Raw genomic sequence first — 26369 nt, 5'->3', positions numbered from 1 at the left:
GCTGACCATGCTGACCGTGCTGACCCGCGCCCTCCTCGCCGAGCGGCGCCGACGGCTGCGGGACCTGCCGGCCCACCGGCGGGCCGACCCGCCGCCGGCCCGAGCAGCGGCGCGTCCCCGGCGGCTGAGCGGTGGCGTGCCCCCGGGCGCTTCAGCGCCGGCGGGCCCGCCACACCAGGTACAGCACGGAGGCCAGGGCGGCGCCGCGCAGCAGCCAGGGCCACATCCCCTGGACCGCGCCGCCGACCTGGTCGTCGGCCAGGGTCTCGCCCCACGTGCCGTTGGTGCGGCCCCACAGCCACACCGCGGCGCCCGCGAGGACCACGCCGGGCGGCCCGAAGACGGCCCACTTGCGTTCGGCCGGGCGCAGCACCCGAGAGGCGTACGGCAGGAGCCAGCCGATGACGAGCAGCAGCCAGTGGCCGCTGACGACACCGACGACGAGGACGGCGGCGGCCAGCAGCAGGAAGGCGTTGGGGCGCGGCCGGGCCGGGGCGGCGGCCGCCTCCGGTTCCGCGCCGGCTCCCGCCTTCGCGGCCTCGGCCTTCGCCTGCGCCTTCGCGCGCCGCCGCTCGATCAGGAACCGTACGAGGCTCCGGGCGCGCGAGTCCGGTGGCCCGGCCGGCCCGGCCGCCTTCTCCTCCTCCGCGTCCTCCTCTGCGTCCGCCTCCGGGCCCTCCTTGAACAGGTCCGGGAACTCGATGCCGCCCGCGAAGCCCTCGACCTGCGGGCCGCCCCCGTGGGTCGCGGGGGTCATCCGCCACCAGTCGGGCTCGGCACCGCCGGACGGGCCGAGCTCGTCCAGCCCGGCCAGGTGCGGCGGTACGTTCTCCGGCTCGGGCTCCCGCTCCGGCGCCGGCCGCGGCGTGGGGACCCCGGGCAGCCGCAGGCGGCCCGCGGGCCGGGGGATCCGCTGGGCGGGCACCGACGGGGCCGGCTCGACGGGGCCGGCGGCGGGGGCCGCGCCCTGCCGGGCGCCGAGGGTGTCCAGGACCTCCTCGGGCGTGCCGATGCGCTCCAGGATGCGGCGTACGGCCGCCGGGGTCTCCGGGTCGTACTTGGCGCGCCGACGGTCGATCTCGTCCCGCAGGCCGGCCACGAGCCTCATGCGGTCGCCGGAGGAGAGGTGCCGGCGTTGCGCCAAGTCCCCGACGGCGCTCAGATATTCGTAGACCAGGTGGTCGCTTTCGATCCCCACGCCCAGGCTCCTCCCGTACCGCCTCCCCCGAAGGTAGCGCGTGCGCCCGTGGAGCCGCCCCGGGCGCAGCGGATACCGTTGGCCGGATGGGGACCGGCCGATACGACCGGCCGACGCGACCGGGAGGCGACTGTGCCCGAGCCAAGCACTGCTGCGGGAGCTCCGGAGAGCGGGACCGGGGCGGCTCCCCCGCGCTCCCTCGCCGAGGCGCTGCGCGCCCGTGACGACGCCGCGCTCTGCACGCTGCTGCACTCCCGTCCGGACCTGCTGAACCCGGTGCCGGGCGATGTCACCCAGCTCGCCACACGCGCCGGGACCCGGGCCTCGGTGGTGCGGGCGCTGGAGCGCCTGGACCGGTTCGCGCTGCAGACGGCCGAGGCGCTGGCCGTGGCCCCGGACCCGTGCCCGTACCCGGTGCTGGAGGGGCTGCTGACCGGCGGCGAGGACGAGCGGGCCCGCACCGCGCTGCCCCGGGCCCTGGGCGTGCTGCGCGACCAGGCGCTGGTGTGGGGGGACGAGGACCGGCTGCGGCTGGTGCGCACCGCCCGCGAGTTCCTCGCGCCGTCCGCGCAGCGGCCCTCGCCGACGGGGCTGGGGCCGACCGTCGCCGAGGCCACCGCCGGGATGTCGCCGACCCGGGTGCAGGAGATCGTGGCGGCGGCCGGGCTGCCCGCCACACACGACCCGGTCTCCGCGGTCACGGCGCTGACGGCGCTGTTCACCGACCCGGAACGGATGTCGGCGCTGCTGGACGAGGCCCCGGCCGAGGCGCACCAGGTGCTGGGGCGGCTGGTGTGGGGGCCGCCGTACGGGGAGGTGACCCCGAACCCGGCGCCGCCGGTGCGCTGGCTGCGCGACCGGGGGCTGCTGCTGCCCGCGACGGCGCGGACCGTGGTCCTGCCCCGGGAGGTGGCGCTGCACCTGCGCGGCGGGCTCGCACACAAGGACACGGCGCCGGTGGCCCCGCCGGTGACGGCGCACCGCGAGCACCGTCCACAGCTTGTGGACGCGAACGCCGCCGGGCAGGCGCTGGCCGCGCTGGCCACCGTCGAGGAGCTGGTGAAGTCCTGGGAGCACGCCGGTCCGCCGGTGCTGCGGGCGGGCGGGCTGTCCGTACGGGACCTGAAGCGGGTCGCGTCCGGCCTGGACACCACCGAGGCGTCGGCGGCGTTCTGGATCGAACTGGCCTACGCGGCCGGGCTGCTGGCCGGCGACGGGGAGGCGGACGAGCGGTACGCACCCACGCCGGCCTTCGACGACTGGCGCGAACTGCCGCCCGCCGAGCGGTGGTCGGTGCTGGCGGCCGCGTGGCTGCCGGCGACCCGCACGGCCGGTCTGGTGGGCGAGCAGGACGCGAAGGGGCGCACGCTGTCGGCGCTCGGCCCCGAACTGGACCGGTCCGCCGCGCCCGAGGTGCGCCGGCGCGTCCTGGAACTCCTGGCGGACCTGCCGGAGGGCGGCTCGGCCGATCCGGAGGCGGTGCTGGAGCGGCTGGCGTGGGAGCGTCCCGTGCGCACGGCGAGCGACCTTCGGGCGCGTCTGGCGAACTGGGCGCTCACCGAGGCGGAGGTCCTCGGTGTGACCGGCCGCGGCGCCCTGTCGGGGCCGGGCCGGGCCCTGCTGGAGCACCGGGACCCGGCGCCGCTGCTGGCGCCGCTGCTGCCGGAGCCGGTGGACCACGTACTGCTCCAGGCCGACCTGACGGCGGTGGCGCCGGGACCGCTGCGCCGCCCGCTCGGGGACACCCTGGCGGTGCTCGCGGACGTGGAGTCCAAGGGCGGGGCGACGGTGTACCGGTTCACGCCGGGCTCGGTGCGGCGGGCGCTGGACGCCGGCCGCGCCGCCGCCGACCTGCACGCCTTCCTCAAGGAGCACAGCCGTACGCCGGTGCCGCAGCCGCTGGCGTACCTGATCGACGACGTGGCCCGTCGGCACGGGCACCTGCGGGTCGGCGCGGCCTCCTCGTACGTGCGCTGCGACGACGACGCGATGCTCGGCGAGATCCTCGCGGACAAGCGCTCGGCGGGGCTGGGGCTGCGCAGGCTGGCGCCGACGGTGCTGGCGGCGCGGGCCGAACCGACCGCGCTGCTGGAGGGGCTGCGGGCGATGGGGTACGCGCCGGCCGCGGAGTCGGGTAGCGGCGACGTGCTGGTGGCGCGGGCCGACGCCCACCGCACGCCGCCCCGTTCGGCTCCCGTGCCGGTGCCGGACGGGCCGCCGGTGCCGGACGCGACGCTGCTGGGGGCGGCCGTACGGGCGATCCGTGCGGGCGACCTGGCGGCGACCGCGGTCCGTAAGGAGCCGGGGCCGGCAGCCGGGGTGCCGGGCGAACTCCCGCGCACGAGTGCGGCGGAGACGCTGGCGACGGTGCAGGCGGCGGCACTGACCGGGTCGGCGGTGTGGATCGGCTACGTGAACGCGGACGGCGCGGCGAGCCAACGCGTCATCGCACCGGTACGGGTCGAGGGCGGCTTCGTCACCGGCTACGACCACACGGCGGACGAGGTCCGCACGTACGCCCTCCACCGCGTCACGGGCGTGGCCGAACTGGCCGACGAACACCTCTAGCCTCACGGCACCCGACGCACCGCCCGCCCCGGCCGCACCGCCCGGCCCCGCCGCACCATCCGGCCCCGCCCGGGGGCACCTCCCAGCGGTGGGCCGGGAAGTTCGAGGCTTGGCGTTCCGGGAGCGGAGCCCCGGTCCTTCAGCCTCGCCGGCATTCGATGCGCGGGGGTCCGGCGGAGCCCCGGTCTCAGCCCCGCCAGCGCTTGAGGCGCGGGGGGCCGGGGGGCAGCGCCCCGATCCCTCAGCCCCGCCGGCGCTTGAGGCGCGGGGATCCGAGGGCAGCGCCCCGATCCCTCAGCCCCGCCGACACTTGAGGCGCGGGGGCCGGGGCGGAGCCCGGTCCTTCAGCCTCGCCAGCGTTTGAGGCGCGGGGATCCGGGGGCAGCGCCCCCGATCTTTCAGCCCCGCCGACACTTGAGGCGCGGGGGCCAGGGCAGCGCCCCGATCTTTCAGTCCCGCCGGCGCTTGAGGCGCGGGGCCGGGGGCGGAGCCCTCGCAACGGTGCGGCCCCGCAGGGAAAACGGCTGGCGGCCCGACCCCGCCGCCGTACACCCTGGCCCCATGCAAGCCGTACCGCACCGTCAGATCCGCGCCGCCCACACCGACACCACGATCACCGTCTACCAGGCCTACGCCCCCCGCCTCGGGGTCCCGGCGGCCCGCGACAACCGCTTCCCGCCCGCCTGGAAGCGGGAGCGGATGACGTGGATCAAGCCGTCGTTCCTGTGGATGATGTACCGCTGCGGCTGGGCCACCAAGGCCGACCAGGAGACGGTGCTGGCGGTCGAGATCACCCGCGAGGGCTTCGACCGGGCGCTGCGCGACGCCTGCCTGTCGCACTACGAGGCGGGCGTGCACACGGACCGGGCCGCCTGGCAGGAGGCGCTGCGCCGGGCGCCCGCCCGCGTGCAGTGGGACCCGGAGCGCAGCCTGCGCCTGGGCCCGCTGCCGTACCGCTCGCTCCAGTTGGGCCTGTCGGGTCCCGCGTCGCGGGCGTACGCCGACGAGTGGACGGTCTCCATCCGCGACGTGACCCCGCTGGTCCGGGAGATCCACGGCCTGCTCCGGTCGGGCGCGGAGGGCGCCGAGGACGCGGCCCGCGCCCTGCTGCCGGTGGAGACGCCCTACCCGTCGGGGCCGCTGGAGCACCTGGGCGCCTGACCGCGCCCGCCCTGCCCTGCCGTGCCGTGCCGTCAGTCCCGGATGAGCAGGACGACGAAGCCGACGACGGCACCGACCAGCAGTGCGAGCAGGGAGTACCGGGGCCGTGACGCGCGCAGTACCGGAAGGTAGTGGTCGACGGCGTAGCGGCCGGGCCCGGTGAGCGTGAGGGCGATGACCGCGGCGAACAGCACCACTTCGAGTTCGATGCCCTTGGGCGGGAAGTAGGCGCCGAAGCCGCGGACGTCGAGGATGTTGATGAAGACGCCGGTCAGTGCCGCGCCGGCGAGCGGGGTGAGCAGGCCGATTGCGAGACCGAGGCCGCCGAGGGTCTCGGAGAGGCCGGCGATGACGGCCATGGCGTCTCCGGCGGGATAGCCGGCCATGGAGAAGCCCTTGCCGGTCGCGGTGAGGCCCGGGCCGCCGAACCAGCCGAAGAGCTTCATCGTGCCGTGGCCGGCCATCGTGAGGCCGACGACCAGCCGGAGCACGAGCAGGCCGACGTCGTGGGTGACGGTGGTGGCGGGGGGCGAGGCGTCGGCGAGGAGCGAGCGGTCGAACCGTGTGTACGTCATGAGCGTCCGTTCGTCGGGAGCGTCCGGTCCCCCCTGGTCGCCTGAGCGACGGCCACCCTATGACGGCGCTTTCCCTATCATCGGACCGCAACGTCGTGGGGTGGCGTCGTCGACCCGTTCGGCCCCCGGCGCCGTTCACCTGGGCGCGTAGTCGCTCCGCGTCCCGCCGACGGGCCACGCGGCGTGCAGCCAGGTCGGTACGGCGTCGCGCAGCGGGGCGTCCGGGTGTGCGCGGTCGGCCCGCACCCATGAGGACACCCGGATCCGGTCGGGTGCCTCGCGCGCGGGATGCACGGAGAGGCACCCGATGACGTCGTCGTGGCCGTCGCCCGTCGGCCGTCGGCCGGTTCCAGCACTCTGTACGCGAAGGCGGCCGACCCGCCCGGCGCCGTGTTCCCAGCCCCGGCCCCGTACGGCACACTGGAGGTTTGACCTGAGTGAAACGGGGCGCTGCGCGTGAATGGTCCGCTAATCGTACAGAGCGACAAGACCCTCCTGCTTGAGGTCGACCACGAGCTCGCCGGAGCCGCGCGTCGCGCCATCGCTCCGTTCGCCGAGCTGGAACGGGCGCCCGAGCACATCCACACCTACCGGATCACTCCGCTCGGGCTGTGGAACGCCCGTGCCGCCGGGCACGACGCCGAGCAGGTCGTCGACGCGCTCGTGGAGTACTCCCGCTACCCGGTGCCGCACGCGCTGCTCGTCGACGTCGCCGAGACCATGGCCCGCTACGGCCGCCTCACCCTCTCCAAGCACCCCGTACACGGACTGGTGCTGACCAGCACCGACCGTCCGGTGCTGGAGGAGATCCTGCGGTCGAAGAAGATCACCCCGCTGGTCGGGGCCCGGCTCGACCCCGACACCGTGGCCGTGCACCCCTCCGAGCGCGGCCAGATCAAGCAGACGCTGCTCAAGCTCGGCTGGCCCGCCGAGGACCTCGCCGGCTACGTCGACGGCGAGGCGCACCCGATCGACCTGGCCGAGGACGGCTGGGCGCTGCGCCCGTACCAGCAGCAGGCCGTCGAGGGCTTCTGGCACGGCGGCTCCGGTGTGGTCGTGCTGCCCTGCGGCGCCGGGAAGACGCTGGTCGGCGCGGGCGCGATGGCGAAGGCGAAGGCGACGACGCTGATCCTGGTCACGAACACCGTCTCGGCCCGCCAGTGGAAGCACGAGCTGGTCAGGCGGACGTCGCTGACGGAGGACGAGATCGGCGAGTACTCCGGCACCCGCAAGGAGATCCGGCCGGTCACGATCGCCACGTACCAGGTCCTGACGACCAAGCGGAAGGGTGTCTACCCGCACCTGGAGCTCTTCGACTCCCGGGACTGGGGCCTGATCGTCTACGACGAGGTGCACCTGCTGCCCGCGCCGGTCTTCAAGTTCACCGCCGACCTGCAGGCGCGGCGCCGGCTCGGCCTGACGGCGACGCTGGTGCGCGAGGACGGGCGGGAGTCGGACGTCTTCTCGCTGATCGGGCCGAAGCGGTTCGACGCGCCGTGGAAGGAGATCGAGGCGCAGGGCTACATCGCGCCGGCCGACTGCGTGGAGGTCCGGGTCAACCTGACGGAGTCCGAGCGGCTGGCGTACGCGACCGCCGAGACCGAGGAGAAGTACCGCTTCTGCGCGACGACGGCGACGAAGCGGAAGGTCACCGAGGCGCTGGTGCGCAAGCACCGGGGCGAGCAGACCCTCGTCATCGGGCAGTACATCGACCAGCTCGACGAGCTCGGCGAGCACCTGGACGCGCCCGTCATCAAGGGCGAGACCTCCAACGCGCAGCGCGAGAAGCTCTTCGACGCGTTCCGCGAGGGCGAGATCAACGTGCTGGTCGTGTCGAAGGTCGCCAACTTCTCCATCGACCTGCCGGAGGCGACGGTGGCCATCCAGGTGTCGGGCACCTTCGGCTCGCGACAGGAGGAGGCGCAGCGTCTGGGCCGTGTCCTGCGCCCCAAGGCGGACGGTCACGAGGCGCGGTTCTACTCGGTCGTCGCGCGCGACACGATCGACCAGGACTTCGCGGCGCACCGCCAGCGGTTCCTCGCCGAGCAGGGGTACGCCTACCGGATCATGGACGCGGACGAGCTGCTGGCGAACGACTGACCGACCGGCCGTGGGCCGCCGCCCGGATGCGGGCCGCGGCCACGGCGAGCAGGGGGACGCCCCAGACCCACAGGCCCGGCCCGTCCAGCACGAGGGCGCGGCCGGTGGCCGCGAGGTGCCGGGACCAGAAGGCGGCGGATTCCTCGGGCAGGACCAGGCGGCCGAGCAGGGCGGTCCCGGTCAGGGCGGCCAGTGCCGTCAGCCCGGCCCGCACCCGGCGGGTGGCCAGCAGGTAGGGGACGAGGACCGCCGGGGTCAGGGTGATCCCGGCGGCGATGCCCAGCGCGAAGCCCTTGCCGAGGGCGGCTCCGGGGCGGGCCAGGTCCCACAGGACCAGGCAGGCGAGGGCGAGGTTGATCTGTCCGGAGAGGGGGGCCTGGAACAGCGGCTCCAGCCACAGCCCGGCGATGGTGGCGGCCAGGACGGGAGCGGTCCTGGCCGGCAGTCCCGCGAGCCGGCAGGACAGCGCGATCAGCAGGGCGAGCAGTCCGGCGTTGCCGAGGACGAGCACCGCCTTCAGTAACCCGGCCGGCAGCCAGGCGGCCGGGGTGAACAGGATCGCCGCGAACGGTGGATACCCGGTGGGCGGCTGCCACTCGGCGGCGGAGAAGCCCTCGACGAGGTCATCGGCCACGGGGACGCGCAGGGCGATGCAGAGCACGCCCAGCACGAGGAGCGAGCCCGTCACCAGCACACCGGCGAGGGAGGACGGCGAGCGGCTGGGGGTGGGGCTCAAGGTCACGCGCGTGACCCTAGTGGATCAGTCGGCGCGGCTCTGCGTTCACTCCAGTTCATTGCAACGACAGGCCGAGGTTGCACATTGCATTCAGCTTCAAAGTCATTGCAAAGGAGCGTGAAACTGGCCTCATAGACGACCACGTTCACTCTCGATTGTTTGTTGACCAATCCGTAAACGCAATGTAGCTTCGAAGTCGTTCAGGAGTTCTCGAAACACAGACCACGGGGAGAATCATCATGGGTGGGAGCAACGGCGGCTTCTCCGGAGCGGGGCTGCGCAAGGTGCGCGACGTGCTGACGCGGCACGTCGACTCCGGGAGGATCCCCGGAGTGGTGGCCCTCGTCGGCCGGGGCGGTCACACGCACGTCGAGGCGATCGGGACGATGCGCCACGACGGTGGCGCACCGATGAGCCGGGACACGATCTTCCGGATGGCGTCCACCTCGAAGCCGGTGACCATGGCGGCGTCGATGGCCCTGCTCGACGACTGCGCGCTGCGACTGGACGACCCGGTGGACCAGTGGCTGCCCGAGCTCGCCGACCGCCAGGTCCTCAAGCGGATCGACGGCCCGATCGACGACACCGAGCCGGCCCCGCGCCCGATCACCGTGCGGGACCTGCTGACCTCCACCTTCGGCCTCGGCATCGACCTGACGGCGCTGGGCTCCCCGATCATGAACGCGATCTTCGAGGGGGGTGTCTTCAGCCAGGGCGCGGCACCGCTGCCCGAGCAGGACGAGTGGATGCGCCGCCTCGGCACGCTGCCGCTGATGCGTCGGCCCGGCGAGCACTGGCAGTACCACCTCAGCCACGACGTACTCGGCGTCCTCGTCTCCCGGGTCACCGGCCGGCCCTTCGAGACGTTCCTGCGCGAACGCGTCCTCGACCCGCTCGGGATGAAGGACACCGCCTTCCACGTGCCCGCCGAGAAGATCGACCGGCTGCCGCCCAGCTACGCCCCGAACCCGCAGACCGGGGAGTTCACCGTCTGGGACGAGGCGAAGGGCGGGCAGTACAGCGCGCCCGTGGCGTTCCAGGCGGGCGGCGGCGGTCTGGTCTCCACCGTGGACGACTACCACGCCTACTTCCGGATGCTGCTGGAGCGGGGCACGCACGGAGGCGAGCGGATCCTGTCCCGGCCCGCCGTCGAGCTGATGACCACCAACCGGCTCACCCCCGAGCAGGAGGCCGCCCGGTCGGCCCTGGCACGGGGCGCCGTCCATGTGTCCTTCGGCCAGGGACAGCAGGGCGGCTGGGGCTTCGGGATGGCGGTGCGCACCTACCGGGGCGACTACGCGCCCGTCGGCCAGTTCGGCTGGGACGGCGGAACCGGCACCTCGGCGTACGCCGACCCGGAGAACGACCTCACGGGGGTCCTGCTCACACAGGTCGGGCTGACGACCGCGGCTCCGGCGCAGCTCATCCACGACTTCTGGACCACGGTCTACCAGGCGATCGACGCCTGACACCGGCGCGGGGGCGCGGGAATGCGGGGTCCCGGTGGCGCGGGGTCCCGGGGCTCGGGTCCCGGTGGCGCGGGGCTCGGGTCCCGGTGGCGCGGGGCTCGGGCCGGGGCACGGGGCCGCGGGGTCCCGGGCCGCAGGCCGCAGGCCGCAGGCCGCAGGCCGCCTCAGCGGCGTATGACGCCCGCGTCCTCCGCGTACTCACCCAGCACGACGACGCTCACGGCAGCCGCCGCGAACACCTTCGCGGCGTGCAGCATGCTGCCGAGGCGGTGGCGGGGCGTGTGCTCGGAGATGGCGGTGGCGCCGCTCGGGCGGCCGCCCTGAATCGGAGTGAAGGTTGCGGTGCTCATGAATCCATGGTGCGCCGCCGCCACCGGATCCACATCGCCCTACGGGCCCAATCCCCGGGCCCCCGGCCTCCTCCTTCCGTCGCATGCCGCCCCCTGGTGACCCTCCCCAAGGTCTGACACTCCCGGGTACGACACCCGTACGGAGGTCCCGGCCGCGGCGGATTTCCAGCCCCGTGAATTTCGTTCGCGCGGGCGCGCCCCGCTGGCTAGAATCTCCGCTCTTGCCGCCTCCCACCGCCTCACCCGGGGAGAGCCGCCCGCCGGCCGGAAACCGGGGGCATCTGTTCCGTTCCAGCAGCTGGAGGCAGTCCCGTGCCCGCGCACGCCCCCGAGACCACCCCCGAGACCACCCCCGACGACCTGCTGCCCGCCGACCCGCTGGGCCGCGAACGGGCCCACCTCACCGCCTCGCGCTCCGCCCTGCGCGCCATGCGCGAGGACGTCGAGGCCCTCGACATCCGCGACGTCACCGCGAACTGGGTCAACGCGATCGTCCTGCAGGCCCAGATCGACGACCGCATCAAGGCCCTCGCCGACCTCGCCCACACACCCCTGTTCTTCGGGCGCCTCGACTACCTGCACTCCCCCGGCGCCGAGCTCGCCGAGGGCGCGGAGGGCGAGCAGTTCTACATCGGCCGCCGCCACGTCCACGACGCCGACGGCGACCCGATGGTCATCGACTGGCGCGCGCCCGTCTCACAGCCGTTCTACCGGGCCTCCAAGAAGGACCCGCAGGACATCGCCCTGCGCCGCCGCTTCGGCTACACCGGCGGCGAGCTCACCGCGTACGAGGACGAGCACCTGTCCGACCCGGCCGAGGCAGCCGCCGTCAGCAAGCTGCTCCAGCAGGAGATCGAGCGCCCGCGCGTCGGCCCCATGCGGGACATCGTGGCCACGATCCAGCCGGAGCAGGACGAGATCGTGCGTTCCGGCCTGTCCGGCTCGGTCTGCGTCCAGGGAGGCCCCGGCACCGGGAAGACGGCCGTCGGCCTGCACCGGGTGGCGTACCTGCTGTACGCGCACCGTGAGCGCCTCGCCCGCACCGGCACCCTCGTCATCGGGCCGAACCGCTCCTTCCTGCACTACATCGAGCAGGTCCTCCCGGCCCTCGGCGAGCTGGAGGTGAAGCAGGCCACCGTCGACGACCTGGTGGCCCGCGAGGGCCTGGAGGTACGCGGCACCGACCCCGCCGAGACCGCCGTCGTCAAGGGCGACGCCCGCATGGCGGAGGTGCTCCGCCGCGCGGTCCGCTCCCACGTCGGCCGCCCCACGGAACCGCTGATGGTGGTCCGCGGCTCGCGCCGCTGGCGCGTGCCGGCGTACGAGCTGGAGGAGATGGTCGAGGAACTGCAGAACCGCGACATCCGCTACGGCGCCGCCCGCGAGGCCCTGCCCCGGCGCATCGCGCACGCCGTCCTGGTCCGCATGGAACAGGCGGGCGAGGCCCCGGACGACCGCGTCCAGGACGCGGTGGCCCGCAACGCGGCCGTGAAGGCCGTGGTCAAGGAGATCTGGCCGCCCGTCGAACCGGCGAAGCTGGTCCTGCGGCTGCTCTCCGACCCGGACTTCCTCGCCGAGCACGCGCAGGACGTCCTGACGGCGGACGAGCAGAAGCTCCTGCTGTGGCCGAAGCCGTTCCGGAGCGTGAAGTCGGCGAAGTGGTCGGCGGCGGACCTCGTCCTCATCGACGAGGCCTCCGACCTGGTGGAACGCACCCACTCGCTCGGCCACGTCGTCCTCGACGAGGCGCAGGACCTCTCCCCCATGCAGTACCGGGCGGTGGGACGGCGCTGCACGACCGGCTCGGCGACGGTCCTGGGCGACCTCGCGCAGGGCACCACCCCGTGGGCCACGCGCAGCTGGGACGAGGCCCTGACCCACCTCGGCAAGCCGCAGGCGGCGCTGGAGGAGCTGACGGCCGGCTTCCGCGTGCCGCGCGAGGTCATCGCCTACGCGTCCCGCCTGCTGCCGGCGATCTCCCCGGGGCTGGCCCCGGTCTCCTCCGTCCGCGAGACCCCGGGGTCTTTGCGGGTGACCGAGACGGACGACCTGACGGCGGCGGTGATCCGGTCCTGCCGCGAGTCCCTGACCCACGAGGGCTCGATCGGCCTGATCGCCGCGGACGCCCGCGTCCCCGCCCTGGCCGAGGCCCTGCTGGCGGCGGGCCTGCCGTACCTGTCCCCCGGCGAGGAGACGACCGCGCAGTCCCGCCTGACCCTCGTCCCGGCCTCGCTGGCGAAGGGCCTGGAGTACGACTACGTGGTCCTCGACGAGCCCGCGGCGATCGTCGACGGCGAACCGGACGAGCGGACCGGCCTGCGCCGCCTGTACGTCTGCCTCACCCGAGCCGTCTCGGGCCTGACGGCCCTCCACTCGGCGCCCCTGCCCCAGGCCCTGACCTGACGGCTCCGTCGGCCCCGGCCCCGGGCCCGGCCGCGGGCCGGCTTCCGGCCGAACCTCTGGGGCTCCACCCCGGATCCCGCGCCCGAACCCCGGCGGGGCCGGCTCTGCCGCCGCTCCCGCCGTCGGTCCACCCGCCGGTCCACCCGCCGCGCAAAGCCCCGGCCGCGGGCCGGCTTCCGGCCGGACCCCTGGGGCTCCACCCCGGACCCCGCGCCCGAACCCCGCCGGGGCCTGCTCTGCCGCCGGTCCACCCGCCGGTCCACCCGCCGCGCAAGGCCCCGGCCGCGGGCCGGGTCCCGCGCCCCGAACCCCGGCGGGGCCGGGCCAGTCAGTCCAGCAGGGCCCGCCACTCGGCGACGGCGGCGGCCGAGACCGGCCGCCCCCACCCGTCGGGGCGCGCCGCGCCGCCGATGTGGAACGCGTCGACCCCGCCCGCCCGCAGCAGCGGCACGTGCGCGAGCGTCAGCCCGCCGCCCACGAGGATCCGCGCCCCGTACCCCGGCTCACCACCACGCGCCGCCTCCGCGAGGAGCACCGGCAGTCCTTCCTCGACCCCCGCCGCCGACCCCGCCGTCAGGTAGGTGTCCAGGCCGGGCAGGTCGGCCAGCGCCTTGCGCAGCTGGTCCCGGTCCGCCGCGCGGTCGATCGCCCGGTGGAAGGTCCACGCGCAGCCCGCCAGCTCCGCGAGGACCGCCTCGACCGCGGCCAGGTCGGGGCTGCCGTCCGCGTTCAGGAAGCCCAGGACGAACTCCCGCGCCCCCTCCGCCCGCAGCTCCCGGGCCGTCGCGGCCAGGAGGGCGACGTCCCCCGCGGCGAAACCGTCCGCCTTGCGGATCATCACACGCAGCGGGATGTCGACGGCCGCGCGGATCGCCGCGAACGTCTCGCGCGCCGGGGTGAGGCCGTCGGCGGCCATGTCGGTGACCAGCTCCAGGCGGTCCGCCCCACCTGCCTGGGCCGCGACCGCGTCCTCCACGTCGAGGGCGATCACCTCCAGGAGCGCACGGTTGCTCATTCGATCCCATCCTTCGGAAGAACGCTCGGGAGAGCGAGGGGTCGGGGGAGCTCGCACAAGGCCAAAGCCCCCACAACAGGTCTAGTCCAATATCCAGGGTACGGGCCTCCGGCCGTGCTCCACCAGCACAATCACGCCACCCCCACAATGTGCCCATGGACATAGGCACCCCGCGCACCGACACCACGGATCTCCGCGCCCGCTGGCACGAGGCCGTCACCGCCGCCGGCACCCCCGCCGACCGCGATCCCGCCCCCTACGCCGACCGCCTCCTCACCGCCTGGGCGGAGCCCCAGCGCCGCTACCACACCACCGCGCACCTGGCCGACGTACTCGCCCGGATCGACGTGCTCGCGCCGCACGCCGCCGACCCCGCCGCCGTCCGGCTGGCCGCCTGGTTCCACGACGCCGTCTACCGCCCCGACCGCTCCGAGAACGAGGAGCGCAGCGCCGCCCTCGCCGAGCGCGCCCTCCCCGAGCTCGGCATCGACGCCGCGCGCACCGCCGAGGTGGCCCGTCTGGTCCGCCTCACCGTCACCCACGACCCCGCCCCCGGCGACACCGACGGCGAGGTGCTGTGCGACGCCGACCTGGCCGTCCTGGCCGGCACCCCGCAGGAGTACGCCGCCTACGCCGCCGCCGTCCGCGACGAGTACGGCTTCGTCCCCGACGACGCCTTCCGCACCGGGCGCGCCGCCGTACTGCGCCAGCTCCTCGACCTGCCCCGGCTCTTCCGCACGCCCCACGGCACGGCGCACTGGGAGGCCCCGGCGCGCGCGAACCTCGCCGCCGAACTGGCCGCCCTGACCTCCGGGGATACACCCGACTGACCCACGTGGGGGAGCTCGACCGCGTTCCCACGGGGCGACGTGCGGAAGGAGCGGTCCGCGACCCGTTCGGCGGTCGAGCGCTCCTGGCAGGGAGGGAAATCGCGGAACGGGACAATGCGGCGGCGGTTCACCCGGAGGGGTGAACCCCGGGCGGTGCGGTTGCGCAGTCACGGCAGCGGCCGGGTTCGGCCCCGCGGAAGGCGTGGTCGCAGACGTCGCAGTTCTGCAGCGGATGTCTGACGGCGTCCCTCGCCGCGGGGGCTCTGAACGGCGGCACGGGCGGGAGCTGGGCGGCGAGGCGGTGCGCCAGGAGCGCGGCCGGACGGTGCAGCGGCTCCGTCGGCAGGTCGGCCGTCAGGGCGTGGTGCACGGCGCTCGGCGGCAGCTCGCGCTCCAGCCAGGCCGCGACGCCGGGGGCGAGGTGATCGACGTCGGTGGCGGAGAGCAGCAGGCGGGGATCCCCGCGGCGGAGGCCGGCGAGGACCTCGACGGCGGACCGGAGGAGGTCGGGGGCCGGGTACGCGGGCCTCGGCACGGCGGGGAGGGCGCGGCGCGGCGGCTCGCCCTCCCGGCGGGCCGGGCGCCCGGCCTTCGGTTTCGGCTCCGGCCCGGTCGTGGCGCCGGACCGGCCCGGCTGGTTGCAGGAGACTGTGCGCGTGACGACGCGGCCGCTGCTGGTGCGTTCGCAGGTGCGGCGCAGATAGCCGTGGGTCTCCAGCTCGCGCAGGGCCGCCGCGATCCGCGTCTTTCCCTCGGGGAACCGGGCCGCGAGGGTCCTGATGTCGATAAGCGCTCCACCGGGCAGGGACTGGATGTGGACGGCCAGGCCGATGGCCAGCAACGACAGCTCGGCGTGCTGGGCGAGGTGGTTGCCGATCACCGTGAAGCGGCTGGTGTGGTGGGAGTTGTCGTGGATGACGCCGCCGGAGCGGTTGTACGCGCGGGTGCCCCGGGAAGGGTGGTTTTTTTCGCCGTTACGGGGCTGCGCGGGCGGGCGCGCGCTAGTGTTCTGTGTATCCATCGGGAAGGGCTTTCTTCCTCGGTGGTCAGGCCCCCGCACTGGGATTGCGCTCCCGGCGGGGGCCGACGCATGTCAGCGGTGATGTGCTCTGTCGCGCTGAGCGTAGATCAGGCAACCTGCCCCGAAGCCAGCCAAGTTGACCTTTTTCACTCAAGCGAGTGAGTGTGCGCCACGGGGCGGGAGGGGTGGGGCTTGGTGGGGTCCTTTCCCTCTCGTGTCTTGAGTATGGGACCGTCCCCGCCACCGGCGTCCCGCCGCGCGGGCTCCGGTCCCGGTCGCCGCCCCGGACCCGCCTTCCTACGATGGGAAGGTCGGCTCGGGGATCCGGATACCGCTCGGGGACGTCCGTCAGAGGTGATCCTGCATGGGCCGGTACCGCACGCCCACAGTCCTGGCCGCCGCCTCCCTGCTGCTGACCGCGCTGTGCGCGGGCCAGGCCCCCGCCGCCGCCCCGCCGGGCCGGGTCGGCGTCGACGACGTGATCGCCGAGAAACTCGACGACGCGATCACCGCGGCCATGCGCGAGGCGGGCATCCCCGGTGTGGGCGTCGGCCTGTGGATCGACGGCGACGAGCCCTACGTGCGCGCCTTCGGCACCTCCGACAAGACCACCGGCACCCCCATCAAGACCGACATGCACACCCGCATCGGCAGCGTCACCAAGACCTTCACCATCACCGGCGTCCTCCAGCTCGTCGACGACGGGAAGGTACGGCTCGACGCGCCGATCTCGACGTACCTCGACGGGGTACCCGGCGGCGAGAAGATCACCGTCCGGCAGCTCGCCGAGATGCGCAGCGGCCTCTACAACTACACCGAGGACCCGCGCTGGCAGGCCGCCTTCAAGGCCGACCCGTACCGTGCCTGGACCCCGCAGCAACTGCTGGACATCGCCTTCCGGCACCCCGCCGACTTCCCGCCGGGCGCGCGCTGGGAGTACTCCAACACCAATACCGTTCTGCTCGGCCTGCTCGTCGAGAAGGTCAGCGGTCAGCCCCTGCACACCTATCTGGAGCAGGAGGTCTTCGAACCGGCCGACCTGGACTCGACCTCGCTGCCGACCGGCGCGGAGATCACCAGTCCGTTCGTGCACGGCTACACGAACTTCACCCCGGACGGTGCGACCGTCGACGCCTCCCAGTGGAACCCCTCCTGGGGCTGGGCGGCCGGCGCGATGATCTCCACCATCGACGACCTGCACTCCTGGGTCCCGACCCTGGTCAGCGGGCGGCTTCCGGACGGCGACCCGCTGCTGGAACCGGGCACCCAGGCCCAGCGGCTGCGCATGCTGCCCACCGGGCACCCCGAGCTGGGCTACGGGCTCGGCATCGCCGAGATAGCCGGCTGGATCGGGCACAACGGCGAACTGCCCGGCTACGAGACCATCGCCGTCCGCCTCCCGCAGGACCGGGCCACCCTGGTGATCGTGGTGAACTCCGACGCCGACGGGGAGTTCGGCAGCCTGAGCAGCCTCGTCGCCAACGCGGTCACCGAGATCGCGACCCCGGAGCACGTCTGGGAGCTCCCGGAGGCGGCCCAGCCCCAGGCGGTCCCGGAACCGTCCGCGCCGTCCGCGCCGCCCACACCGCCCGCGCCGCCCGCGCCGTCCGCGCCGTCCGCGCCGCCGAAGTCGTAGGGCCGTTCGCCCGGCCGTTCGGCCCTGGTGGGCCCACCTGCGACTTCCTAGGCTCGGAGCATGATCATCAAGAGGCTCCGCTTACCGCGCACCGCGCTCTCCGCCGCCTGCCTGACCCTCGGAGCCTCGGCGCTCCTCCCGGCCGCGGCGCAGGCCGCGCCGACGGCCGACGGCACCGTGCTGTCCCCGGCCGGACACCGGTTCGCCGCCGTGGCCGAGGGGGCCGTCGTGTTCGAGGCCGGCCCGATCGTCGTGACCTGCGCGACGTCCGCCACGCTCCCCGGCGCCGAGGGCCGCAACACCATCCCCGACACCCCCGGCCCCACCGACCCCACCGACCCCACCGACACCCCCGGCCCCACCGACCCCACCGACCCCACCGACCCCACCGGCCCGGCGAGCGTCCGTATCAGCCCGCCGGTCTTCGAGGACTGCACGAGCGACGCACCCGGCCTGCGGATCTCCGTCGAGACCAACGAGCAGGCGGGCCCCTGGCAGGTGCTGTTCCAGCACGGGTCCCCCACCACGGCCCGGCTGTCCGTCCCCACCGGCGGTTTCGTCCTGCGCACCGGCGGACTGCTGGCCTGCGCGGCCGTCGCCGCCCCCACCACACCCGCCACCGCCGACGGCACCTGGGACGACCGGGACACCCCCGCACTGGTCCTGGACCGGGCCCCGATCCCCGTGAAGGTGACGGGCTCCTTCTTCTGCGGCACCTCGGTCACGACCGCGACCATCAGCGCACGCTACGCGGTCCACGACACCACCGACCCGGCCCGGCGCATCACGGTCGGCGCGTCCTGACGGCCCGACCGCTGACGTCCCGCTGGTTCAGGCCGCCGGGCGGCCCTTGGGACGGCGCAGGCCCGCCGCCGTGAGCCGGCGCACCAGCTCCTTGCTGCCGATCTCCACCGCACCCGCGCCGACGGCGTCGGCGTAGCGGTGCGAGGGCACGTCGTAGTGGTCCCGCTCGAAGGCCCGTGGCGGACAGCCGATGGACGCCGCGAAGGCGTGCAGCTCCTCGTACGAGACGTCGCTGACCAGGTGGGACCACATGCGGCCGTGGCCCGGCCAGGTCGGCGGGTCGATGTAGACGGTCACCGGCGGGTCACCCTGGGCCGAGGACGGGCCCGAGGCCGCCGACCGCGGCCACTCTCACGCCCGCCTCCGAGCACACCCAGTGCGGGTCGGGTCCGAGCTCAGGCTCCACGTCCAGCGCGTGCGGTTCGCCGTGGGTGCAGACCGGGCACAGCGGCCAGCGTCCGTACTTCTCCAGCAGCGAGTCCTGCACGTCCTGGGCGACGAGCCCCGGGAGGTAGTCGACCCCCTCCGGCCACTGCTCCACCCACCACCGGCGGTGCGTGACCGAGTCCTCGACGAGGGAGACGACATCGGCATCGGCGACCTTGCCGGCGGCGAGATCGGCGAGCACGAGTGCGCGGGCGACGTGCAGCGCCTGTTCCAGGGGGGTCGTACGGTCCATGGGGCCATTGTGGACCTCCGGAGTGCATGTGAAGAAGGCCCGCCCGTCGTGGGCCCAATGGCGGATTGACCACCACCCCGCCCGAAAATAGCTTTCAGAGGTGCGCACGAAGCCGAAAGCGACCCCCGCGGGCCCGCCGCGGTGCGGGCGCCGGCCCGCCGCCCGCCCGCCGGAACTCCGCCGGCCGGCCCGCGCCACCGGCGCCCGCCCCGAGGCCGCCGACCCGGCCGACTGCGGCCGGCTCGCTCTGTCGGCCCGCGCGAAGCGCACCGGAACCGGCGAACACCGCCGAGCCCCCCACCGCACCGCGTGCCCCGCCGCACACCCCGCCCGGCTGGGATCCGACGCCACGCACACCGGCACCGCGGCCCCGATCACCGCCGCAGCCGCAGCCACCACCGCCACCGCGACCGCCGTCGGCCGGGACACCGCCCGGGAGCCACTGCGGACCGGCCGGCCGAGCGCCCGCTCCGCCGACCGAACCCGCCTCGTACCGGTCCACACCCAAGGACACCCGTGCCTCCGGCGCCGTAGACCGCAGCCCCGCCCACAAGCTGCCACGCCCCGGCCCGCCGCCCGCCCCCGCACCACGAACCTCGCCCGGCGCACGTACGGCAGCCACCCGGCCGACGCACGACCACCAGCCGAGGCACGGCAGCCACCCGGCCGACGTACGACCACCGGCCCGGGCACGGCAGCCACCCCGCCGACGCACGACCACCGGCCCGGGCACGGCAGCCACCCCGCCGACGCACGACCACCGGCCCGGGCACGGCAGCCACCCCGCCGACGTACGACCAGGGGCCGGGCCGGGCCGGGAGACCCTGCCGCACTTCCTCGGCACAGCGCCCGGATCCGCCCCCGGGCAGGGGGCGGCCGCCGCGACGGCCCCGTACCGGCACCTGCCGCGGCACGCGGCACCCGCCGCGCCCCTGCGCACCGCACCGCACGCCGACCGCAGCAGGCCCGCACCCACCGCCGAACCGCCGGAGGCTCCCGCCCATGACCGCGTACGCCGAACTCCGCGCCCAGTTGGAGACGCTGACCACCGAGGCCTTCCGCCCCGAACTCGCCGAGATCGACCGGCTGTCCACCCTCGACATCGCCCGCACCATGAACGCCGAGGACGCCACCGTCCCGGCCGCCGTCGCGGCCCAGCTCCCACGGATCGCCGCCGCCATCGACTCGATCGCCGAGCGGATGGCCCGCGGGGGCCGCCTCGTCTACGCCGGCGCCGGCACGGCCGGCCGGATGGGCGTCCTGGACGCCAGCGAATGCCCGCCCACCTTCAACACCGACCCGGCCGACGTCGTCGGCCTGATCGCCGGCGGCCCCTCCGCCATGGTCAAGGCCGTCGAGGGCGCCGAGGACTCCCCGCAACTGGCCGCCGACGACCTGGCCGCACTGCGGATCGGGCCGGACGACACCGTCATCGGCATCTCCGCGTCCGGCCGCACCCCCTACGCGATCGGTGCCGTCACCGCCGCCCGCGACCGCGGCGCGCTCACCGTCGGACTGTCCTGCAACGCAGGCTCCGCCCTCGCCGCCGCCGCCGACCACGGCATCGAGGTCGTCGTCGGCCCCGAACTCCTCACCGGCTCCACCCGCCTCAAAGCCGGCACCGCCCAGAAGCTCGTCCTCAACCTCATCTCGACCATCACCATGATCCGCCTGGGCAAGACCTACGGGAACCTCATGGTCGACATGCGCTCCTCCAACGAGAAGCTCCGCGCCCGCGCCCGCCGCATCGTGGCCCTGGCGACCGGCGCCCCCGACGAGGAGATCGAGGCCGCGCTCACCGCCACCGGCGGCGAGGTCAAGAACGCCGTCCTCGTCGTCCTCGGCGAGGTCGACGGTCCGGCCGCCGCCGAACTCCTCGCCGCCTCCCACGGCCACCTCCGCGCGGCCCTCGCCCGGGCCCGGACCCGCTGACCCACCCCCTACGGCAAGGCGACCACCACGATGTCCACTGAGCCAACCAAGCCGACCAAGCCCACCAAGCCCACCAAGCCCACCGAGCCCGCCGACAAGAACCGCGCCGCAGCCGCCGCGATCCTCCCCCTGGTCGGCGGCCCCGACAACATCACCGCCGTCGCGCACTGCATGACCCGCCTGCGCATCTCGCTGCGCGACCGCGCACTCGTCCAGGACGAGGCCCTCAGAGCCCTCCCCGCGGTCCTGGGCGTGGTGGAGGACGAGACCTACCAGATCGTGCTCGGCCCGGGCGCGGTCGCCCGCATCACCCCGGAGTTCGAGGCGCTGGTCGAGGAGGGCCGCTCCGCCGCGCCCCCCGGCGCCACCCACCCCGGCGCCACCCACCCCGGCGCCACCCACCCCGGCAACACCCACCCCGTCACCGCCGACGAACTCGCCGCCCAGGGCGCGGCCCTGAAGGAAGCCCGGAAGGCACGCAACGCCACCCCCTTCAAACTGATGCTGCGCCGGATCGCGAACATCTTCGTGCCGCTGATCCCGGCCCTCATCGGCTGCGGGATCATCGCGGGCCTGGGCGGCCTGCTCATGAACCTGGGTCTGCTGCCCTCCGTGGTCCCGGCGCTCGCCGCGATCGCGTCCGGCTTCATGTCGCTGATCGCGGTGTTCGTCGGCCACAACACCGCCAAGGAGTTCGGCGGCACCCCGATCCTGGGCGGCGCGGTCGCCGCGATCATCGTCTTCCCGGGCGTCGCGAAGATCACCGTGCTCGGTACGGAGCTCAGGCCCGGCCAGGGCGGTGTCCTGGGCGCGCTCGCCGCCGCCCTGCTCGCCGTGTACGTGGAGAAGCGCTGCCGGCGCCTGGTCCCCGAGGCCCTGGACGTCCTGGTCACCCCCACCCTCACGATCCTGATCTCGGGCCTGGTCACCCTCTTCGGCCTGATGTTCCTCGCCGGTGAGGCCTCCGCCGCCATCGGCACCTTCGCCGACGGACTGCTGTCCACCGGCGGCGCGTTCGCGGGCCTGGTCCTGGGAGGGCTCTTCCTCCCGCTGGTGATGCTCGGCCTGCACCAGGCCCTGATCCCGATCCACACCACCCTCATCGAACAGTCCGGTCACACCGTCCTGCTGCCGATCCTCGCCATGGCGGGCGCGGGCCAGGTCGGCGCGGCCATCGCCGTCCACTGCCGCCTCCCACGCAACGGCTCGGTGCGCGCCACCATCAGGTCGGCGCTCCCCGCGGGCTTCCTGGGCATCGGCGAACCCCTGATCTACGGCGTCTCCCTGCCGCTCGGCCGCCCCTTCGTCACGGCCTGCGTCGGCGGCGCGGCCGGCGGCGCGTTCGTCGGCCTCTTCAACCAGCTGGGCATCGCCTTCGGCTCGACGGCCATCGGCCCGTCCGGCTGGGCCCTCTTCCCGCTGCTGGACGGCACTTCCGGCCTCGGAACCACCGTCGCAATCTACGCGGGCGGCCTGCTGACCGGCTACCTCGTCGGCTTCGCCGCCACCTACTTCTTCGGCTTCACGGGCCGCATGCTGGCCGACCTCAACACCGGCCCGGACCCGGCCGCCCCGGACCCCGCAGGCCCGGCCGATCCGGCCGATCCGGCGAAGGCACCGGCGCTGACCTAGGACCGCGGCGGGGCGGGCCCTGGGGAAGGCTGTCCGCATGAAGCTTCCCGCCGGCGCCGTCGGCGCCACCGCCCGGCTCGACGTCGTCCGCATCTCCGCCGGCCCCGAACGGTGGGGCGAACCGATGACCGGCGACGTCACGGCCCGGTGGGAGGGCGCCGAAGCAGCCCGGGCCCTGGCCCTGATCGGGAAGTTCCCCACCGCCCGGCAGACACTCTGCGGCTTCGCTCCCGGCTGGGGCGTCCGCGCGTACGGCGCCGACCCGGCCGCCCCGCCCCTCTTCGAAGCAGCCTTCTGCTACGGCTGCGACGAGGCCTGGCTCCGGGGCCCGGCGGCCCCGGAAGGCCCTGGGCCGCCAGCCCTTCGCCTCGGACTCCCCCAACGCCCAGTACCTCCTGCTGCGCTTCCGCGAGGCCGCGGGCATGATCGGACCATGATCGACTCCATACCCCCGGTGGTCCCGGCCGGCCGGATGCGCGCCCTCAACCAGCCGGAACTCCCCCTCCCCGGCGGGATGCTGCTGCGTCCCTGGAGCGCGGACGACGCCCCGGCGCTCGTCGCCGCCCACCTGGACCCGGACATCCGGCACTGGAACCGCCCCAGCCGGCTGGACCTGGCCGGGGCCGAGGCGCGGATCGCCCGCTGGCACGAGCGCTGGCAGGCGGAGAAGGCCGGAACGTGGGCGGTCGCCCCCGACGGCGGCCGGGCCGTCGGCCTGATCGGCATCGCCGACATCGACCTGGTGGGCGGCAGCGGCGAGATCCTCTACTGGCTGCTCCCCGCCGGACGCGGCACCGGCGTCATGGTGAGGGCCACCGACCGCCTGGCCCGCTGGGCCTTCGACGACCTCGGCCTGCACCGCGTGCGCATCACCCACTCCGTGGCCAACCCGGCCTCCTGCGCCATCGCGACGAAGGCCGGTTTCCCCCTGGAGGGCACCATGCGCGGCGCCCTCCTGCACGCGGACGGCTGGCACGACGAGCACCTCCACGCCCGCCTCCGCACGGACACCACCCCATAGCGCCCCTCGCCCCAGCCCCACCCGGCCCCACTCCGGCCCCGTGACCTTGGCGATGCCGTCGTAGTCGGCGTCGGAGGAGAACCACCGCCCCATGCCGCTCGGCGGTCACAGCGATCAGCAGCTCGGCGAGCGAGGATGCTTCGGCACCTCAGGCACGTTCGCCGACCTCGTCAGTGAGGGGCAGCCGGTCGAAGCCTCGGCGTACGGCCCCGCTCAAGAGGCGGTATCAGCCGGTCCCGGACTGTCGGCAGATGCATCCTGGCCCACGCACCCCCCTGTCGACCAGGTACTTGGTCACCGCCACGCACCCCGCATCACGTCCGGGTCGCGCAGGTCGTCGAAGACGCCCTCATCCATCAGTGCCACGAAGCGCCGCCGCCGGGCAGCAGCCACGAATTCAGCCAACGCTCCGTTGATCGTCGCTCGCTTCGCAGTCGTGCCCTTGGTCTCCGCCGCTTCAGCGAGGAGTGCTTCCTCCAGGTCCATCCCGAGCGGGCGAGTCCGCTGTTCACGCTCCGGCATCGGCCACTCCGCCGGGCGTCCACAAAAGGCCGGCCGCATCGTCCACCGAGTGTGGTGCGCCCCGGTTGCCGGAGCCGTCGGCGAAGGGCTCCGACATCGGCAGCCCGCGCTCGTCCCTCGGCGGAGGGTCCGGCGGTCCGCCCTTCCACCCGGCGTCGGCGAGGCCCTTCTCCAGCCAGCACAGCTTCCAGGCCAGCTCGAACTCCCAGCTCTGCGCCACCGCGAAGAAGCCCTCCAGGGCGGCCTCGCAGCGGGCCCGCTCCCGGTCGCACTCGCTCATGGATGGGCCCGCTCGTGGAGTACGGCGGCCAGCCGGAGCGCGGTGTCCAGGTTGCAGCGGCCCAGGTCGACCAGCGGCAGGCCGTACGTACCGGCCGCCGAGACCCGTTCCACGCCCAGGGAGGGGAAGATGACGCCCACCCCGTCGAGCGCCTCTTTCAGCTCCCGTACGGCCTCCTCGGCCGCCTGGATCCGTTCCGCGGGCGTGAGCACCATGACATGTCACCTTTCTACTCTGAGTGGTCGACTTCTACACACAGCGTGGTGACCGGGTGGCTAGCCCTTCAAGGCAGCACCGTGAACAACCTCACCTGTTGGCCATGGAGTTGCCACGGCAGGCAAGAACCTCGACCGTTGCTTCGAGTCTCGGCGACTCTCAGTATTCCGGGCGTTTCCGTCCGGAAGGTTCGTGGCGGTGTCACCAGAGCGAGAGTTGCTCGCGCCTGGTGTCCTGTCGACGATCTCTCGTTTCCGTCCCCTGGTGGGGTGTTGCGCCAGCTGCCCGCGTGTCCGTCCCCTTGCGGGTTCGGGCGGTGCGGGTCTTCTGCTTGGCTCCACGAGGCTTCGGCACCACCACCAGGGCGGGGCCCGGGTCTCCGGCCACTCCGGTACCCGTTTTACCGTTGGCCGCCGCGAGGGCGGCCAGGTTGTGGCCTGCGTTCGCGTCCCGGTCCAGGACGAGTCCGCAGGCGTCGCACTCGAAGACACGCACGCCGAGGGGCAGCTTGGCTTTCACCACACCGCAGCGGGAGCAGGTCTTCGAGGAGGGCATCCAGCGGTCGGCGACGATCAGACGTCCACCGTGGCGCCGGGTCTTGTAGGTGAGCTGGCGCCGCAGTTCCCCGAACGCCGCGTCGGAGATACGGCGGGACAGACGCCGGTTGCGGACCATGCCTTTCACGTTGAGGTCCTCGACCACGACGGTGCCGTACTCGGCGGGGATACGCGCGGTGGCCTGGTGGAGATGGTTCTCCCGCAGGTTCGCCACCCGGTGGTGCACGCGGTTACGGACCGCGTTGGCCTTCTCCCAGCGACGGGACGGGGCCTGTCCGGTGCGCCGGTCCGGGCCGCGTCGGCGGGAGACGGTCCGGGAGGCCTTCCGGAGCTGCGTGAGTGCCCGGTCGTAGTGCTGGGGGTTCGCGACCTCGCGGACCTCGCCGGACGAGTCCGCCATGACGAGGAGAGTCTTCACGCCGAGGTCGATCCCAACCGCCGTGCCAGGCCGGCTGGCAGGGGCGATGGTTTGACGTTCCTCGGTCTGCAGGACCGCGAACCAGCGGCCCCGCTCGAACCGCACCGTCACCGACACAATCCGCGTCCCGCCCTCGGCGATCGCGTCCACGAGGGGCTGGACGTCCTCGTGGAGGCGGATCCGGCCGAGGCGGGGCAGGACGATATGCCGCCGGTCATCGAGGCGGATGGTGCCGGTGGTGAACCTGCACGCCGGGCGAGCCTTCCGCTTCGACTTGAAACGGGGCCTGCCCATCCGGGCGCCCTTACGCTCGCCGCGCCTGGACTTGGCGTAGTTGTCGAACGCGGCAGCAGCGTTCGCGAGGCCGGTGCTGTAGGCCTCCTTCGAGTTCTCCGCCCACCACTCCCGCAGGAACGGGTCCGTGTGTTTGGCCTCGTTGAACGCCTTCCGCAACGACGGCAACGACCACGACCGCCACGGAACGCGCTCTGCCTCGGGGACGCCGTAGGTCTCCTCCGCTGCGCGCTGCGACCAACTCGCCAGCACATGCCGCACCGCCCAGTTGTAGGCGACCCGCGCCGCCCCGCAATGCGAGGCCAGAGCCTGCAGGGCGGACGCGCCCGGGTCGAGGGCGAGTCTGTGGCCCACGACGTGAAAGCCGGGCCGCGCCTCGAACCCCCGGCGCTTCTTCCTCCCGCTCCCGGCAGGCTCCGCCCCGCTCACCCGGTCGTCTCCGCCGCCGGGGCGGTGGCCTCGGCGACAGCCCGTGCGGCCCGGTTCTCCGCCGCTCGCTGCCCATACAGTCCGGCACACATCAAGGTGAGGACTTCGGTGATGTCCCCGACCAGGTCACTGGTCGTCTCCTGCGGATCGGCAACGGCAGGGTCCGACAGAACACGGTGCAGCTTCCGCCGCTTCCCGTCCAGCCCCGACCCGACCTCGGTCACAACCTCGGCAACGGCGAGCCCCAGCCCGTTGGCCCCCCGCACGACACGGGAGACCTGCCGGTCAAGATCCGCCTTCTGGTCGCCGGACGAAACACGGCAGTACACCACCGTCCGCCCGCCGGTCTCGGGAGCGGACTCTTCGACCAGCCACATACCGGACGGCGTCTGCACGACAGGGACCGGCATACGGCCCTCCTTCGCCCAGGCCCACGCGGTCTGGTAATGCACACCGTTGCGCGCCGCCCACCCGGAAAGCTTCACGCCATCAGGATAAAAGCTGATGAAGACAGATAACTACT

25 protein-coding genes are annotated in these 26369 nt (G+C 74.1%); 11 read left to right on the top strand and 14 right to left on the bottom strand.

From position 1 onward, the window contains the following. Positions 1–151: 151 nt before the first annotated feature. Entirely contained in the window at positions 152–1198 is a 1047-nt protein-coding gene (locus ACIPXC_RS22645) for a hypothetical protein (protein WP_401621063.1), read from the bottom strand. Positions 1199–1330: 132 nt separating this feature from the next. On the opposite strand from ACIPXC_RS22645, the gene ACIPXC_RS22640 reads away from it, so the two are divergent. Together ACIPXC_RS22640 and ACIPXC_RS22635 are read left to right on the top strand one after the other, a co-directional pair. Next, positions 1331–3766 carry a helicase-associated domain-containing protein gene (locus ACIPXC_RS22640; protein ID WP_401621060.1) on the top strand — a complete coding sequence of 812 codons (2436 nt, stop codon included), beginning with the start codon at positions 1331–1333 and terminating at the stop codon, positions 3764–3766. A 561-nt stretch (positions 3767–4327) separates the two neighbouring features. Then, on the top strand, positions 4328–4927 hold the full coding sequence (locus ACIPXC_RS22635) for a DUF4291 domain-containing protein (RefSeq protein WP_401621058.1): 600 nt from the start codon (positions 4328–4330) through the stop codon (positions 4925–4927). 32 nt (positions 4928–4959) lie between these two features. Here the strand turns inward: ACIPXC_RS22635 and ACIPXC_RS22630 are convergent, their stop codons facing one another. Continuing rightward, positions 4960–5502, bottom strand: coding sequence for a DoxX family protein (locus tag ACIPXC_RS22630; protein WP_401621055.1), 543 nt, complete (start codon positions 5500–5502; stop codon positions 4960–4962). A 135-nt stretch (positions 5503–5637) separates the two neighbouring features. After that, on the bottom strand, positions 5638–5796 hold the full coding sequence (locus ACIPXC_RS22625; protein ID WP_401621052.1) for a hypothetical protein: 159 nt from the start codon (positions 5794–5796) through the stop codon (positions 5638–5640). A 162-nt stretch (positions 5797–5958) separates the two neighbouring features. Between ACIPXC_RS22625 and ACIPXC_RS22620 the strand changes: the two genes are divergently transcribed. Further along, positions 5959–7602, top strand: coding sequence for a DNA repair helicase XPB (locus tag ACIPXC_RS22620; RefSeq protein WP_183067899.1), 1644 nt, complete (start codon positions 5959–5961; stop codon positions 7600–7602). Here the strand turns inward: ACIPXC_RS22620 and ACIPXC_RS22615 are convergent. Then, the gene (locus ACIPXC_RS22615; RefSeq protein WP_401621048.1) at positions 7568–8344 is read right to left on the bottom strand and encodes a glycosyltransferase 87 family protein; all 777 of its coding nucleotides are present in this window, start codon (positions 8342–8344) and stop codon (positions 7568–7570) included. The two genes, ACIPXC_RS22620 and ACIPXC_RS22615, sit on opposite strands and share 35 nt — an antisense overlap. A 233-nt stretch (positions 8345–8577) precedes the next feature. Between ACIPXC_RS22615 and ACIPXC_RS22610 the strand changes: the two genes are divergently transcribed. Further along, positions 8578–9807 (top strand): serine hydrolase domain-containing protein, encoded by a 1230-nt coding sequence (locus ACIPXC_RS22610; protein ID WP_401621045.1) that lies wholly within the window; start codon positions 8578–8580, stop codon positions 9805–9807. A gap of 164 nt (positions 9808–9971) precedes the next feature. Here ACIPXC_RS22610 and ACIPXC_RS22605 read toward each other — a convergent pair whose 3' ends face one another. Next, complete coding sequence (locus ACIPXC_RS22605) at positions 9972–10157, bottom strand: hypothetical protein (RefSeq protein ID WP_030961862.1); 186 nt, start codon at positions 10155–10157, stop codon at positions 9972–9974. 429 nt (positions 10158–10586) lie between these two features. Here ACIPXC_RS22605 and ACIPXC_RS22600 point away from each other — a divergent pair, with 429 nt between their 5' ends. Then, the gene (locus ACIPXC_RS22600) at positions 10587–12560 is read left to right on the top strand and encodes a HelD family protein (protein WP_401621184.1); all 1974 of its coding nucleotides are present in this window, start codon (positions 10587–10589) and stop codon (positions 12558–12560) included. Positions 12561–12888: 328 nt separating this feature from the next. Here ACIPXC_RS22600 and ACIPXC_RS22595 read toward each other — a convergent pair whose 3' ends face one another. Continuing rightward, positions 12889–13575 (bottom strand): copper homeostasis protein CutC, encoded by a 687-nt coding sequence (locus tag ACIPXC_RS22595; RefSeq protein ID WP_401621042.1) that lies wholly within the window; start codon positions 13573–13575, stop codon positions 12889–12891. A 155-nt stretch (positions 13576–13730) separates the two neighbouring features. Between ACIPXC_RS22595 and ACIPXC_RS22590 the strand changes: the two genes are divergently transcribed. Continuing rightward, the gene (locus ACIPXC_RS22590) at positions 13731–14405 is read left to right on the top strand and encodes a hypothetical protein (protein ID WP_401621040.1); all 675 of its coding nucleotides are present in this window, start codon (positions 13731–13733) and stop codon (positions 14403–14405) included. Between the two features lie 127 nt (positions 14406–14532). Here ACIPXC_RS22590 and ACIPXC_RS22585 read toward each other — a convergent pair whose 3' ends face one another. Next, entirely contained in the window at positions 14533–15426 is an 894-nt protein-coding gene (locus ACIPXC_RS22585; protein ID WP_401621037.1) for a helix-turn-helix domain-containing protein, read from the bottom strand. A gap of 364 nt (positions 15427–15790) precedes the next feature. On the opposite strand from ACIPXC_RS22585, the gene ACIPXC_RS22580 reads away from it, so the two are divergent. Together ACIPXC_RS22580 and ACIPXC_RS22575 are read left to right on the top strand one after the other, a co-directional pair. Beyond that, positions 15791–17062: a serine hydrolase domain-containing protein gene (locus ACIPXC_RS22580; protein WP_401621034.1), complete on the top strand. Its 1272-nt coding sequence runs from the start codon at positions 15791–15793 to the stop codon at positions 17060–17062. Positions 17063–17122: 60 nt separating this feature from the next. Continuing rightward, a complete protein-coding gene (locus ACIPXC_RS22575) occupies positions 17123–17866 on the top strand; it encodes a hypothetical protein (RefSeq protein ID WP_401621031.1) in 744 nt (247 codons plus the stop codon). 27 nt (positions 17867–17893) lie between these two features. On the opposite strand, the gene ACIPXC_RS22570 is transcribed toward ACIPXC_RS22575, so the two are convergent. Next, positions 17894–18163 (bottom strand): DUF4031 domain-containing protein, encoded by a 270-nt coding sequence (locus tag ACIPXC_RS22570; protein ID WP_030961872.1) that lies wholly within the window; start codon positions 18161–18163, stop codon positions 17894–17896. Positions 18164–18170: 7 nt separating this feature from the next. Beyond that, complete coding sequence (locus tag ACIPXC_RS22565; RefSeq protein WP_386527986.1) at positions 18171–18545, bottom strand: hypothetical protein; 375 nt, start codon at positions 18543–18545, stop codon at positions 18171–18173. 1002 nt (positions 18546–19547) lie between these two features. Here ACIPXC_RS22565 and murQ point away from each other — a divergent pair. Genes murQ through ACIPXC_RS22550 form a run of 3 tightly spaced genes read left to right on the top strand, consistent with a single transcriptional unit; the run spans position 19548 to position 23130 of the window. After that, the gene (gene murQ / locus ACIPXC_RS22560) at positions 19548–20477 is read left to right on the top strand and encodes an N-acetylmuramic acid 6-phosphate etherase (RefSeq protein WP_401621026.1); all 930 of its coding nucleotides are present in this window, start codon (positions 19548–19550) and stop codon (positions 20475–20477) included. 30 nt (positions 20478–20507) lie between these two features. Continuing rightward, entirely contained in the window at positions 20508–22109 is a 1602-nt protein-coding gene (locus tag ACIPXC_RS22555; protein ID WP_401621023.1) for a PTS transporter subunit EIIC, read from the top strand. A 37-nt stretch (positions 22110–22146) separates the two neighbouring features. After that, positions 22147–23130, top strand: a complete 984-nt coding sequence (locus tag ACIPXC_RS22550; RefSeq protein ID WP_401621020.1) for a GNAT family N-acetyltransferase — start codon at positions 22147–22149, stop codon at positions 23128–23130. A 294-nt stretch (positions 23131–23424) separates the two neighbouring features. Here ACIPXC_RS22550 and ACIPXC_RS22545 read toward each other — a convergent pair whose 3' ends face one another. From ACIPXC_RS22545 to ACIPXC_RS22525, 5 genes are all read right to left on the bottom strand, one after another. Further along, complete coding sequence (locus ACIPXC_RS22545) at positions 23425–23652, bottom strand: type II toxin-antitoxin system VapB family antitoxin (RefSeq protein ID WP_401621016.1); 228 nt, start codon at positions 23650–23652, stop codon at positions 23425–23427. Beyond that, complete coding sequence (locus ACIPXC_RS22540; RefSeq protein WP_401621013.1) at positions 23639–23932, bottom strand: hypothetical protein; 294 nt, start codon at positions 23930–23932, stop codon at positions 23639–23641. The genes ACIPXC_RS22545 and ACIPXC_RS22540 overlap by 14 nt, the downstream gene beginning before the upstream one ends. Further along, positions 23929–24147, bottom strand: a complete 219-nt coding sequence (locus tag ACIPXC_RS22535) for a hypothetical protein (protein ID WP_401621011.1) — start codon at positions 24145–24147, stop codon at positions 23929–23931. The genes ACIPXC_RS22540 and ACIPXC_RS22535 overlap by 4 nt, the downstream gene beginning before the upstream one ends. Positions 24148–24349: 202 nt before the next feature. Then, positions 24350–25771 (bottom strand): IS607 family element RNA-guided endonuclease TnpB, encoded by a 1422-nt coding sequence (gene tnpB / locus ACIPXC_RS22530; RefSeq protein WP_401621008.1) that lies wholly within the window; start codon positions 25769–25771, stop codon positions 24350–24352. Positions 25772–25842: 71 nt separating this feature from the next. After that, complete coding sequence (locus ACIPXC_RS22525) at positions 25843–26331, bottom strand: recombinase family protein (RefSeq protein WP_401621005.1); 489 nt, start codon at positions 26329–26331, stop codon at positions 25843–25845. Positions 26332–26369 lie beyond the last annotated feature (38 nt).

Source organism: Streptomyces sp. NPDC090021, from assembly GCF_044748225.1.
Classification (GTDB): Bacteria; Actinomycetota; Actinomycetes; order Streptomycetales; family Streptomycetaceae; genus Streptomyces.
Note: the sequence above shows the minus strand (reverse complement) of the source record. Positions and strands in the feature narration are given on the sequence as shown.